Source organism: Streptomyces sp. NPDC001922, from assembly GCF_042891165.1.
Taxonomy (GTDB): domain Bacteria; phylum Actinomycetota; class Actinomycetes; order Streptomycetales; family Streptomycetaceae; genus Streptomyces.
In genome coordinates this window covers 152,600-165,677 of sequence record NZ_JBIASV010000002.1, presented here as the reverse complement: position 1 = coordinate 165,677, position 13,078 = coordinate 152,600, and the positions used below count along the sequence as shown (strand labels likewise).

Annotated in this window: 9 protein-coding genes; 7 read left to right on the top strand and 2 right to left on the bottom strand. The window is 74.0% G+C overall.

Annotated elements, in window-relative coordinates:
* Window positions 1-88 precede the first annotated feature (88 nt).
* Together ACFYYR_RS04170 and ACFYYR_RS04165 are read right to left on the bottom strand one after the other, a co-directional pair.
* Window positions 89-649, bottom strand: coding sequence for a GNAT family N-acetyltransferase (locus ACFYYR_RS04170; RefSeq protein WP_388846702.1), 561 nt, complete (start codon window positions 647-649; stop codon window positions 89-91).
* 52 nt (window positions 650-701) lie between these two features.
* Window positions 702-1,757, bottom strand: a complete 1,056-nt coding sequence (locus ACFYYR_RS04165) for an Rv2578c family radical SAM protein (protein WP_388846700.1) — start codon at window positions 1,755-1,757, stop codon at window positions 702-704.
* Between the two features lie 214 nt (window positions 1,758-1,971).
* Between ACFYYR_RS04165 and ACFYYR_RS04160 the strand changes: the two genes are divergently transcribed.
* The 7 genes from ACFYYR_RS04160 (at window position 1,972) to ACFYYR_RS04130 (ending at window position 12,794) form a co-directional block, all read left to right on the top strand.
* Window positions 1,972-2,415 carry an SRPBCC family protein gene (locus tag ACFYYR_RS04160; protein WP_388846698.1) on the top strand — a complete coding sequence of 148 codons (444 nt, stop codon included), beginning with the start codon at window positions 1,972-1,974 and terminating at the stop codon, window positions 2,413-2,415.
* A 292-nt stretch (window positions 2,416-2,707) separates the two neighbouring features.
* Window positions 2,708-5,131, top strand: coding sequence for an MFS transporter (locus ACFYYR_RS04155; RefSeq protein WP_388846696.1), 2,424 nt, complete (start codon window positions 2,708-2,710; stop codon window positions 5,129-5,131).
* Between the two features lie 248 nt (window positions 5,132-5,379).
* Window positions 5,380-6,213 (top strand): M55 family metallopeptidase, encoded by an 834-nt coding sequence (locus tag ACFYYR_RS04150; protein WP_388846694.1) that lies wholly within the window; start codon window positions 5,380-5,382, stop codon window positions 6,211-6,213.
* Entirely contained in the window at window positions 6,206-7,696 is a 1,491-nt protein-coding gene (locus tag ACFYYR_RS04145; protein WP_388846692.1) for a M20/M25/M40 family metallo-hydrolase, read from the top strand. Before ACFYYR_RS04150 ends, ACFYYR_RS04145 begins: the two co-directional genes overlap by 8 nt.
* Window positions 7,693-9,975: an LpqB family beta-propeller domain-containing protein gene (locus ACFYYR_RS04140; RefSeq protein ID WP_388846690.1), complete on the top strand. Its 2,283-nt coding sequence runs from the start codon at window positions 7,693-7,695 to the stop codon at window positions 9,973-9,975. Before ACFYYR_RS04145 ends, ACFYYR_RS04140 begins: the two co-directional genes overlap by 4 nt.
* A gap of 522 nt (window positions 9,976-10,497) precedes the next feature.
* Window positions 10,498-11,880, top strand: a complete 1,383-nt coding sequence (locus tag ACFYYR_RS04135) for a sensor histidine kinase (protein ID WP_388846688.1) — start codon at window positions 10,498-10,500, stop codon at window positions 11,878-11,880.
* A gap of 269 nt (window positions 11,881-12,149) precedes the next feature.
* Window positions 12,150-12,794, top strand: a complete 645-nt coding sequence (locus ACFYYR_RS04130) for a LuxR C-terminal-related transcriptional regulator (RefSeq protein ID WP_388846686.1) — start codon at window positions 12,150-12,152, stop codon at window positions 12,792-12,794.
* Window positions 12,795-13,078: the final 284 nt, after the last annotated feature.

Here is a 13,078-nt window from a genome sequence, read left to right as displayed (position 1 = left end):
CTGGAGGGTGTCCGGAGGGAGTGGAGGCGCCGGGCCGCAAGGGGTTGGAGCCGGCCGGAAGAGGGCGAGACGGCCGGCCGGGAGGTGGCTACGGGCCGAGCGGGACGGGTCCGGCAGGTGCCGTGCCGGACAGCCGGAGTGCGTAGCGGACCTCCGGAGCCGGTGCGCCGTCCACGACGTTCGGATCCCGCCCGCCGTCCGGGGTGAAGCCCGCGATCTCGTAGAAGCGGCGGGCGCGGGCGTTGCCTTCGAGCACCCAGAGGCGCAGGGCCGAAAACCCGCGGTCGGCGGCGTGTGCGAGCGAGGCGGCCAGCAGGGCCCGCCCGGTGCCGGTGGAGAGGTGCTCGGGGAGCACGTAGAGGGCGTAGAGCTCACCGTCGCCGGGGCCGGCGTCCGCGTCGCGGCAGGGGCCGGTGCAGGCCCAGCCGATGACCTCGCCGTCCCGTTCGGCCACCAGGTCGGCAGGGGCGCCGGTGGTGCCGCGGCCGTGCGCGAAGATCTCCCGGCGCCGGGCCACGTCCTCCTCGACGCTCATCGCGTCGAGTGTGGCCTGTGGCAGCAGCCCGGTGTACGCGGCCTGCCAGCCGCGCACCCGCACGGCCGACACCGCCCGGAGGTCCCGCTCCGTCATGTCCCTGATGAGCAGCATGCGTTCAGGCTAGGTGCGCGCTACGGCCGGCGCACCGCGGTTTTCCGGGCGCTCACAGCAGCGTGAGCTGCGTCGGCTCCGGCGCCGACGGGGCACTCGATTCCACGGCCGACGGTTCGTCCACGGCCGGCGGTTCGGCGATGCGGCGCGCCGCGCCCGCGCGGAAGGGGCCGATGCCGAACTCCCGCGCGTAGGCGTGGACCTGGCGGGTGATCCGGCGCTGGTACCACGTCGGGGCGTACGACCCGCCCGCGTACATCGTCTCGTAGCGCCGCACCAGGTGCGGGTGGTGGTGCCCGAGCCACTCCATGAACCACTCCCGCGCGCCCGGCCGCAGATGCAGCACCAGCGGTGTCACCGAGGTCGCCCCGGCGGCCGCGATGGCCCGCACCGTCGCGCGGAGCTGCTCGGGCGTATCGCTGAGGAAGGGGATGACCGGGGCCATCAGGACGGCGCACGGGATGTCGTTGGCCGCCAGGGTGCGGCAGACCTCCAGCCGGCGCTCCGGCGCCGGGGTGCCCGGCTCGACGGTGCGCCACAGCTCGTGGTCGAGGAAGCCCACCGAGACGGAGGTGCCGACCTCGGTCACCGCGGCCGCCTGCCGCAGCAGTTCGAGGTCGCGCAGGATGAGCGTGCCCTTGGTGAGGATGGAGAAGGGGTTCGCGTAGTCGCGCAGCGCGGCGAGGATGCCGGGCATCAGCCGGTAGCGGCCCTCGGCCCGCTGGTAGCAGTCGACGTTGGTGCCCATCGCGATGTGTTCGCCCTTCCAGCCCCGGGAGGCGAGCTGCCGGCGCAGCAGTTCGGGCGCGTTGACCTTGACCACGATCTGCGAGTCGAACCCGGCCCCGGTGTCCAGGTCGAGATAGCTGTGCGTCTTGCGGGCGAAGCAGTAGACGCAGGCGTGGGAGCAGCCGCGGTACGGGTTCACCGTCCATTCGAACGGCATCCGGGAGGCCCCCGGGACCCGGTTCACGATCGTGCGGGCCCGGACCTCGTGGAAGGTGATGCCGCGGAATTCGGGGGTGTCGAACGTGCGGGTGACCGCGTCGGTGCCGAAGAGTGCGGGCGCCGCCGTGGTCGCGTCGTCGGTGAGACCGTCCCAGCGCATGGCGCCTCCTTTCCTTGCCCGCTCCACGCTAGAACAGATATTCGATTCATGCCAGACGGCCGGTGCCCCTCGGCCGGTACGGGGTGGCTGGTGCACGGACGGCCGGTGCCCGGCGGCGCCCGGATTTGGGCGGGCGCCCCGCCGGTGGTTGGCTGTGCGGCACCGGATCCGGGCACCGGATCCGGACACCGGCAGGTCGACGGAAGGAACAGCGATGGCGCAGGTCGAGGCCACCACGGAGCGGATCGTCCAGGCGGAACCGGAGGCGGTGTTCACGGCACTGGCCGACTACTCCGGCACCCGCGCCGAGCTGCTCCCCGAGCACTTCAGCGAGTACGAGGTGCGCGAGGGCGGCAGCGGGGAGGGCACCCTGGTGCACTGGAAGCTCCAGGCCACCAGCAAGCGGGTCCGCGACTGCCTGCTGGAGGTCTCCGAGCCCAGCGCCGGACAGCTGGTGGAGAAGGACCGCAACTCCTCCATGGTCACCACCTGGACCGTGACCCCGGCCGGGACGGGCGCGGCCAACGTCGTCGTCACCACCGTCTGGAACGGCGCGGGCGGCATCGGCGGCTTCTTCGAGAAGACCTTCGCCCCCAAGGGCCTCGGCCGGATCTACGACGCGGTGCTCGCGAAGCTCGCCGCCCACGTCGAGAAGTAGCCCGAGAGGTACGTCGGGCGGCGACGGGCTGCGGGCGCTGCTCCCAGGCCTGTCCGGGCCGTCGCCGCAGCGCACCCGAAGCTCACCGGAACGAGTGGTTTTCCGGTGGCTTCGGGCAGGTGCCGCAGATTCCCCGGCACGGCCGAAAGACGCTGATGAGCGCCCGATGTCCGTTCACCGCGCGGTGGTTGGACCCCGATCCGGTCCCTCGTCCCGGTGAATCGTCGCGCTTGCTCCCGGTTGTCGTGCAATGCGACAACTGGCGGCGCAAACGCGACGAGGGGAGCTGTACGTGGGCGGGACCACCTTGGTGAAGGACGCCCGGCCGGCCGCCGCGGCCGCCCCGGCCGGCCCCGCTCCCGCCGGCCCCGTACCGCCCCCGCAGCTCGGCCCGCGCCGGATCCGCGCGGTCTTCCTGGGCCTGATGCTGACCCTGCTCCTCGCGGCGCTCGACCAGACCATCGTCGCCACCGCGCTCCCCAGGATCGTCGGCGAACTGCACGGCCTGGACCGGATGTCCTGGGCCGTGACGGCCTACCTCCTCGCCTCGACCGTCGTGCTGCCCCTCTACGGCAAGTGCGGCGATCTCTTCGGCCGCAAGGGCGTCTTCCAGTTCGCCATCGTGGTGTTCGTCATCGGCTCCGCCCTCGCGGGCCGGTCCGCGACGATGAACGAACTGATCGCCTTCCGCGCCGTCCAGGGCGTCGGCGGCGGAGGCCTGATGATCGGCGTCCAGGCGATCATGGCCGACATCGTCCCGGCCCGGGAACGCGGCCGTTACATGGGCGCCATCGGAGCCGCCTTCGGCCTCGCCTCCGTCGCCGGGCCGCTGCTCGGCGGCTTCTTCACCGACCACGCGTCCTGGCGCTGGTGCTTCTACGTCAACGTGCCCTTCGGCCTGGTCACCCTCGCCGTCATCGCCGTCGTGCTCAAGCTGCCGAAGCCCGCCGCCCGGCCGCGCCTCGACATCCTCGGCGCGCTCCTGCTCGCCGCCGCCTCCACCTGCCTGGTCCTGCTGACCAGTTGGGGCGGCACGGAGTACGCCTGGACCTCCCGGGTCGTCCTCGGGCTCGCCTGCGGGGCCGTGGGCTCGGTGCTGCTCTTCGTCGTCGTCGAGAACTTCGCCCCCGAACCGATCATCCCGATGCGGCTGTTCCGCGACGGGGTGTTCACCATGACCGGTCTCATCGGCATGGTGATCGGGGTCGCGCTGTTCGGCGCCGCCAGCTATCTGCCGACCTTCCTCCAGATGGTCGACGGGGTGAGCGCCACCGAGTCCGGACTGCTGATGCTGCCCATGATGGGCGGCATCGTGGTCGCCTCCGTGCTCTCCGGCCAGCTGATCAGCCGGACCGGCCGCTACAAGGTCTACCCGGTGACGGGCTGCGCCGTCTCCGCGGTCGGCATGTGGCTGCTGTCCCGGCTCGGCACGGACACGAGCCGGGCCGAGTACAGCGTCTGGATGGCGATCCTCGGCGTCGGCATCGGCCTGGTCATGCCGGTGCTGGTCCTGGCGGTGCAGAACGCGGTGCCGCCGGCCGACCTCGGCGTGGCCACCAGCGCCAACAACTACTTCCGGCAGATGGGCGGTTCGGTCGGCGCGGCGGTCTTCGGCACGCTCTTCGCCGACCGGCTCGCCGGCAGCCTGGCGGACGAACTCCCCGCCGGGGTCGCCCTGCCGGAGCCGGACTCGATCACCCCGCAGATGGTGCACGCCATGGAGGCGGCGCTGCGCGACGGATACATCCGCGCGTACGCCGAGGCCATGCCGCGCATCTTCCTCTACCTGGTGCCGGTGCTCCTGCTCGGCTTCCTGCTCGCCTTCCTGTTGACGGAGAAACCCCTGGTGTCCTACCACGCCCCCACCGCCGAGACCATGACCGTCCCGCCCGCACGGTCCTCCTCCGGGGCGGCCGCCGCCGCCCCCGGCCCGGTGTCCGGCACCGGCGCGTCGCCGGCCGGGGTACCGGTCTGCGGCACGGTCCAGCACCACGACGGGACCACGGTCCCCCGCGCCGCGCTCACCCTCATCGACGTCTCCGGCCGGCAGATCGGACGCGGCGCCTCCGGCGAGGACGGGCGGTACGCGCTGAGCACCCCCGGACCGGGGTCCTACGTGCTCATCGCGGCGGCGGGCGGGCACCAGCCGCAGGCCGTGAGCGTCACCGTCGGCGAGCGCCCGGTCGACCTCGACGTGGTGCTCGGCGGCGCGGGCAGGCTCGCCGGGACGGTGCTGACCGCGGACGGCTCGCCGGTGCGGGACGCCACGGTGACCCTCACCGACGTCCGCGGCGAGGTGGTGGCCACCACCCGCAGCGGGCGGGAGGGCGGCTATGTGATGGGGGAGCTGGTCGCCGGGGAGTACGTCCTCGCCGCCAGCGCCCCGGCCTTCCGCCCGGCCGCCCTCGCCGTCACCGTCCAGGCGGCCCGGGAGACCCGGCAGGACGTCGAGCTCGCGGGCGGCGCGGTGCTCCGCGGCACCGTACGGGCGCACGCCGGCCGCGCCGTCGAGGACGCCCGGGTCACCCTGCTGGACGCGGCGGGCAATGTGGTCGACACCCTGACGACGGGAGTGGACGGCACCTTCCGGTTCGTCGACCTGTCGGCGGGTGAGTACACGGTGATCGCCGCCGGGTACCCGCCGGTGGCCACCGTCCTCCAGGTGGCCGGCGGGGGCCGCACCGAACGCGATCTCCAGCTCGGGCACGAGGACTGACGGGCGGTCGGGCGGGGCAGCCGCGTGGTGCGGCCGACGGGTGGTGAGGGGCCTCGGAAGGGGGCCCGTGCCGAGGCGGCCCGCCCTCCGTGCCGGCCCTGCCCGACGCAGGCTTTCGTCCTTGGGGCTGGGTGGCGTTGCCCGTCCGGGCGCTGGTCATGGGCCGTACGGGCTGACTTCCCGCGGCGGGCCCGGTGCGGTTGTCCACAGGCCTGGTTCGGCCCCGCGGCGGCGCGTACCGTCGTGGCATGAAGATCCTCATTTCCGCGGACATGGAGGGCGCGACCGGTGTGACCTGGCCGGGCGATGTGCTCCCGGGCAGTGAACAGTGGGAGCGCTGCCGCCCCCTGTTCACGTCCGATGTGAATGCGGCGATCGCCGGCTTCTTCGACGGCGGCGCGGACGACGTGGTGGTCAACGAGGCGCACTGGACCATGCGCAACCTGCTGCTGGAGCAGCTCGACGACCGGGCGCGGATGCTCACCGGGCGGCACAAGGCGCTGAGCATGGTCGAGGGCGTGCAGCACGGGGACGTGGACGGGGTGGCGTTCGTCGGCTATCACACCGGTGCGGGCACCGAGGGGGTGCTGGCCCACACCTATCTGGCCAACTCCGTCACCGGGGTCTGGGTCGACGGCACCCGCGCGAGCGAGGGCCTGCTCAACGCCCTGGTGGCCGCGGAGTTCGGGGTCCCGGTGGTGCTGGTCACCGGCGACGACAGAACCTGCGAGGACGCCGCCGGGTGGGCACCGCGGGCGCGCGGCGTGGCCGTCAAGGACTACGTCTCGCGGTACGCGGCGGTCTGCCGTACCCCGGCCCGCACGGCCGCCGACATCCGCGCGGCCGCCAAGGAGGCGGCGGGGCTGGCGGTGCGTCACGAACCGGCCCGGAACGGGCCGTTCACCGTGGAGCTGGAGTTCGACGCGGAGCACCTGGCGGGAGCGGCGACGGTGGTTCCGGGGGTGGCGGCCACCGGGGAGCGCCGGGTCGCCTACACGAGCGACACGATGTACGACGGCATCCGCTGCTTCAAGGCCGTCACCACCATCGTGTCCGCGGCGACGGAGGAGCAGTATGGCTGAGCGGACGGCCCCGGACGGGGCGGCGGTGGACGAGACCGCGATGGACGAGGTGGTGCGGTTCACCTCGGAGCTGATCCGTATCGACACCACCAACCGCGGTGGCGGGGACTGCGCCGAGCGGCCCGCCGCCGAGTACGTCGCGGGGCTCCTCACCGAGGCCGGCCTGGAACCGGTCCTGCTGGAGCGGGCGCCCGGCCGGACGAATGTGGTGGCCCGCATCGAGGGCACCGACCCCACGGAGACCGCCCTGCTCGTCCACGGCCATCTGGACGTGGTGCCCGCGGAACCGGCCGACTGGACCGTGCACCCCTTCTCCGGCGAGATCCGGGACGGCGTGGTGTGGGGCCGTGGCGCCATCGACATGAAGAACATGGACGCGATGGTCCTGTCGGTGCTCCGGTCGTGGGCGCGCACGGGGGCCCGGCCCCGGCGGGACATCGTGCTGGCCTTCACCGCCGACGAGGAGGACAACGGCGAGTACGGCTCGGGCTTCCTCGCCGACCGGCACCCGGAGCTGTTCGAGGGCTGCACGGAGGGCATCTCCGAGTCCGGTGCCTTCACCTTCCACGCCAACGGGCGGCGGTTCTACCCGATCGGGGCGGGGGAGCGGGGCACGGCGTGGCTGCGGCTCACGGCCGACGGCCGCGCGGGGCACGGCTCCAAGGTCAACCGGGAGAACGCCGTGAGCAGACTGGCCGGCGCGGTCTCCCGTATCGGGGAGCATCAGTGGCCGGTCCGGATCACCCCGACCGTACGGGCCGCGCTGACCGAACTCGCCGCGGCGCACGGCATCGCGGCGGAACTGCCCGCGGGCGACCAGGAGGCCCTGGCCCGCGCCGTCGACGCCCTGATCGCCGAGCTGGGACCGGCCGGCGCGATCGTCCAGCCGACGGTGCGCAACAGCACGAACCCGACGGTGCTCGAAGCCGGCTACAAGATCAATGTGATTCCGGGCCATGCCACGGGCTTCGTCGACGGCCGGATCCTGCCGGGCGGCGAGGACGAGTTCCGGCAGACCCTCGACCGGCTCACCGGCCCGTACGTGGACTGGGAGTTCCACCACCGCGAGGTCCCGTTGCAGGCCCCCGTCGACTCCCCGTCCTTCCTGGCGATGCGGGAGGCCGTGGAGCACTTCGACCCGGGCGCCACCGCGGTGCCCTACTGCATGTCCGGGGGGACGGACGCCAAGCAGTTCTCCCGGCTGGGCATCGTCGGGTACGGCTTCTCCCCGCTGAAGCTGCCCGAAGGCTTCGACTACCAGGCGCTGTTCCACGGCGTCGACGAACGGGTGCCGGTGGAGGCCCTGCGGTTCGGCGTCCGGGCTCTCGACCGCTTCCTGCGGAACAGCACCACGTCGCGGACCGGGAGCGGCGGACCGGGCGGTACGGAACCGGGTGACGCGGAACCGGGCGGTACGGAACCGGGTGACGCGGGACCGGGCGGTACGGAACCGGATGGTGCCGGTACGGGCGGCGGATCATGACCACGGCCCCCTACGGCGGGTGGCGCTCGCCGATCGATGCCGCGCTGGCCGCCGCGCGCGACGGCCGGCCGGAGTTCCTCGGCACCGTCGGGGCCGAGACCTGGTGGACCGAACCGCGGCCCGGCGAGCACGGCCGGCGGGCGCTGGTGCGGCGCACCGCGGACGGCCCCGCGCACTCCCTGCTTCCCCCGCCCTGGAACGTCCGCAGCCGGGTCATGGAGTACGGCGGCATGCCCTGGGCGGCCGTGCCCCGGGACGGGCGCGGACCGCTCGGCGTCTTCGTCCACTTCGCCGACCAGCGGCTGTACGCCTTCGAACCGGACGCGCCCGGGGCGTCCCCCGGCCGTGGCGGGGCCGGTACCCATGGCGGGGCCGGCAGCCCTGGCGGGTCCGGTGCCTACGGCGTGAGCGGTACCCACGGCATGTCCGGTACCCACGCAGTTTCCGGTGCCTACGCAGCATCCGGTACCCACGCAGCATCCGGTGCCCATGCCGCGTCCGGCACCCACGGCCTGTCCGGCACTCACGGCGCCCCGGACCTCCCCGGTGCGCCCCGCCCGCTCACGCCGCTGTCGCCGGTCGGCCGGGGACTGCGCTGGGCGGACCCGCGGATTCTGCCCGAGCGTGGCGAAGTGTGGTGCGTACTGGAGGAATTCACCGGTGACCGCCCCGGCGATGTGCGGCGGGTCGTCGTGGCGGTGCCGCTGGACGGCTCGGCAGCGGAGGACCGGACCGCCGTGCGCGAACTCACCGGCACCGGACACCGGTTCGTCACCGGCCCGCAGCTTTCCCCCGACGGCCGGCACGCCGCCTGGATCGCCTGGAACCACCCCCGGATGCCCTGGGACGGCACCGAGCTGCTGCTCGCCGAGGTCCTGCCGGACGGCACCCTCGGCGCGCCCCGGACGCTGCTGGGGGCGCCGGAGAGCGGGGGAGAGGCCGTCGCCCAGGTCGCCTGGGCGGACGACGGGACGCTGCTCGTGGCGACCGACCGCGGCGGCTGGTGGAACCTGTACCGCGTCCGCCCGGAGGACGGCCGGGCCACCGCGCTCTGCCCCCGCGCCGAGGAGTTCGCCGGGCCGCTGTGGAAGCTCGGCAGCCGCTGGTTCGCCCCGCTGCCGGACGGGCTGATCGCCGTGGTGCACGGCACGGGCACCACGGCCCTCGGCATCCTCGACCCCCGGACCGGCGAACTGTACGACGCCCCCGGGCCGTGGACGGACTGGGAACCGGCCCTCTCCGTACTCGGTTCACGGGTGACCGGGGTCGCCGCCGGGCCGCGCAGCGGCCACGAGGTCGTCGAACTCGACACCGCCACCGGCCGTACCCGGGTCGTCGGGGCCGCACACCAAGACCCGGTCGACCCGGCGTACTACCCGGAGGTCCGGCACCGGACCTTCCCGGGCCCCGGCGGCCGGGAGATCCACGCCCACGTCCACCCGCCCCGCAACCCCAGGCACGCCGGCCCGGCCGGGGAGCTCCCGCCGTACGTACTGTGGGCGCACGGCGGCCCCACCGGCCGCGCAGCTCCCGTACTCGACCTGGAGGTCGCCTACTTCACCTCACGGGGCATCGGGGTCGCCCTGGTCGACTACGGCGGCTCCACCGGCTACGGGCGCGCCTACCGCGACCGGCTGCGGGGCCAGTGGGGGATCGTCGACGTCGAGGACTGCGCCGCCGTCGCCCGGGCACTGGCCGACGAGGGCAGCGCCGACCGCGCCCGGCTCGCCGTCCGCGGCGGCAGCGCCGGCGGCTGGACGGCCGCCGCCTCCCTGGCCCGTACGGACGTGTACGCCTGCGGCACCGCCGCCTACCCCGTCCTGGACCTCACGAGCTGGGCCGACGCCACCCACGACTTCGAATCGCACTACCTCGACAGCCTGGTGGGCCCGCCGGACGAACTCCCGGCCCGGAACCGCGAACGGTCCCCGCTGCACCGCGCGGACGGGATCAGGGCGCCCCTGCTGCTCCTCCAGGGGCTGGACGACGTCATCTGCCCGCCCGGCCAGTGCGAGCGGTTCACCGCCGAGCTGGCCGCGCGGGGCCTGCCGTACCGGTACCTCACGTTCGACGGGGAGGGGCACGGGTTCCGCCGCGCGGACACCATGATCCGCGTGCTCGAAGCGGAACTGGCCCTCTACGCGGAGGTTTTCGGCTTCGTGCCGGCGGAGCCGCGGGAGGTTCCGGGGGCTCCGGCCGCTCCGGGGGAAGCCGGGAGCGCCGGCCGTGATGCTCACCGTCCCGGGACGGCGGCGGCACGGGGGCTCGGTGTGCCGTGAGGGGCACTCTGCCGCGTCGGCGAGGACGACTGCCTCAGGGGCCACCGTTCCGTGGGGCAACCGTTTTGTAGGGCACGGCTCTGTGGGGCACCGTTCTGCGGGAAGGGCCGTTCCGTCGGGCAGTGCCACTGACTCGGGCAGTGCCACTGACTCGGGCAGTGCCCTTGAGTCAGGGAGCGCCCTTGAGTCGGGGAGCGTCCTTGAGTCAGGCAGCGCCCTTGAGATGGGCGGCGCCGTTGCCGTCGGCCGTTGCTTCCGGGAGTACTGCTCCGTGCGGGGCGGCATCCCGGTGGGCTCGCTGTGGCCGGTGACGGAACCACCGCCGTACGGCAGTTCACCGGCCCACGGAGGGAGGGGGAGGGGAGGGAGGGGGTGGGGGAGGCCGAACCCCCTGGACTCGTGGTGCCACGCTGGTGCGCCGCCGGGTCCGCGGGAAATCCTGGACGCGGCGCGGCAGGGGAGGCAGGGAACGCTACCCCGCTGGACGCAGTGCGGCAGGGGGAAGCGAGGAGGCGGCAGAGCATGTCCGACAGCGGCAGCGACAGCGGCGGCAGCGTCGGCAGTGACAGTGGCAGCGTCGGCAGTAGCACCACAGCTCACAGGGGACCGCGTCGGCGACGAGCGGCGCGACTGCTCACCGCGCCGTTCGTCTCCGGCAATTCGGCCGCCGCGCTGTACGGGGTCGTCGCGCTGCCGGTCGCGCTGGCCGGGGCGGTGCTGGCGGTGGCCGGGCTGCTCGTCGGCGGTGTGCTGTCGGTGACCCCGCTGGGTCCGTGGCTGATAGCCGGTACCGTGCGCGCCTGCCTGGGCGCAGCCGGTGCCCACCGTGCCCTGGCCCGGACCCTGTTGGGCGAGCGCGTCGACGCGCCGGAGCGCCGTACCGCGTCCGGCCTCTTCAACCGGCGCCGCGCGATGCTCCGGGACCCGGCCGGGTGGCGGGCGGTGGGCTGGCTGCTCGCCGCTCCGGTGACAGCGGTGCTCCCGTTCGTCACCGTGCTCGTCGCCTACGTCTACGGGCTGGTGTTCCTGACCATGCCGGTGCTCCAGCGGTGGAACCACACCACGGTCCGGGAGCCGGACGGCACCACCCGCCGCGTCGCCGTGTCCTTCGCCGGTCTGGAGGTCGATTCCTGGCCGCTGCTGGTGGTGTTGTCGGTGGCGGGGCTGGCGCTGCTGCTCTGCGGCCCCCCGGTGCTGCGCGCCGCCCTCGCCCCGCACCGGCTGCTGCTGCGCGTCCTGCTCGGTCCGAGCCCCGCCCAGAGCCGTATCCGGGACCTGGAGGAGACCCGGGCCCATGCCGTGGACGACGCCGCGGCCACCTTGCGGCGCATCGAACGCGACCTGCACGACGGTACGCAGGCCCGGCTGGTCGGCCTGGGCATGCACCTCACCATGATCCGGGAACTGGTGGATGCCGGTGCGGAGCGGCAGCAGCTGCTCTCGGTGGTCGACACCGCTCGCGACCACGCCAAACGGGCCGTTGCGGACCTCCGGGACCTGGTCCGCGGCATCCATCCGCCCGTTCTCGACCAGGGGTTGGGACCGGCCCTGGCCACGCTGGCCGCGGACTGCGCGCTGCCGGTGGAGGTCGCGGCGGACGGCGTCGAGCGGCCGCCTCCGGCGATCGAGAGCATCGCCTACTTCTGCGCCGCCGAACTGCTGGCCAATGTCGTCAAGCACAGCGGCGCAAGCGCCGTGTCCGTGGCGGTGCGGCGGGAGGGAGAGCTGCTCCGGCTGACCGTCTCGGACGACGGTGGCGGCGGAGCGCGCATCGGCGGCGGCAGCGGTCTGACGGGACTGCTGGCCCGCGTCCGGACGGTGGACGGGACACTCGCCGTCGACAGCCCGACCGGAGGGCCTACGGTGGTCACCGTCGTACTGCCCTGCCCTGCTCCGCCCTGCTGATCTGCCCTGCCCGCCGTCGAGTCGACCGCTCGACGCCGTCCCCCCGCTCCGCCCGCCCGGCATCCGCCGGTGACGCATGGCGGGACGGAACGCACGACGGGACGGTGGCGCATGACGGGACGGTGGGGTGTGAGGGGACGGTGGCGGGGCGGCGGTGAAGCCGGGAGCGCGTGCGCCCGGGGCGGGTGACGGGGCGGCAGGTCCGCCCGGGACGCCGGTGGCGGCGCGCGTCCCGAACGGTGACGAGAACACACGGGGGTTGTCCGACGATGCGCGTCGTCATTGCCGAGGATTCCGCGATTCTGCGCGAGGGGCTCGCCGGGCTCCTCGCCCTGCGGGGCGTGGAGGTGGTGGCGGCCGTCGGCGACGCGGCGGCCCTGCACGCCGCGGTGACCGAACACCGGCCGGACGCGGCCGTGATCGACATCCGGCTGCCTCCCGACCACACCGACGAAGGTCTGCGCGCGGCGATCGCCATCCGCCGGGAGACGCCCGAGGTGGGAGTGCTGATCTTCTCCCAGTACGTGGAGACCCGCTACGCGGCCGATCTGCTCGCGCAGGGTTCGGCGGGGGTCGGCTATCTGCTGAAGGAACGGGTCGTCGACATCGGCGAATTCGTCGACGCGCTGCGTCGGGTCGCGGACGGCGGTACCGCCCTCGACCCCGAGGTGGTGACCCGTCTGATGGGCGCGGGTCGACAGCCCCGGGGCCTGGAGCACCTCACTCCGCGCGAGCGCGAAGTCCTGGCCCTCATGGCCGAGGGGCATACGAACACCGGGATCGCGCAGCAGTTGGTGGTGTCGGAGCGGGCCGTCGAGAAGCACATCTCGAACATCTTCCTCAAGCTCGACCTGCCGCCGTCGGAGGACGGCCATCGCAGGGTGCTGGCCGTCCTCCGCTACCTGCGGGTCTGAGCCGACGGCTCGGGGGCCGACGGCCGGGGACCGATGGCCGACGGCCGATGACGGGGGCCGGGGTCCGGGGTCCGGGGGCTGGGGCGCGTCGGTACCCGGATCCGAGCGGATGCCTGCGGATCCGGGCCGGTGCCTGCGGACCTGGGCCGGTACCTGAGGGCGAGTCGGATCCTGCGGGGCAATGCGGCGCCTGCGGGGCGGGACGGCGCCTGCGGGACGGTGCCTGCGGAGCCCGGGCGCCCCTGTGGGGCAGGTCGGGCTTGCGGGACGGCGCCGGTGCCTGC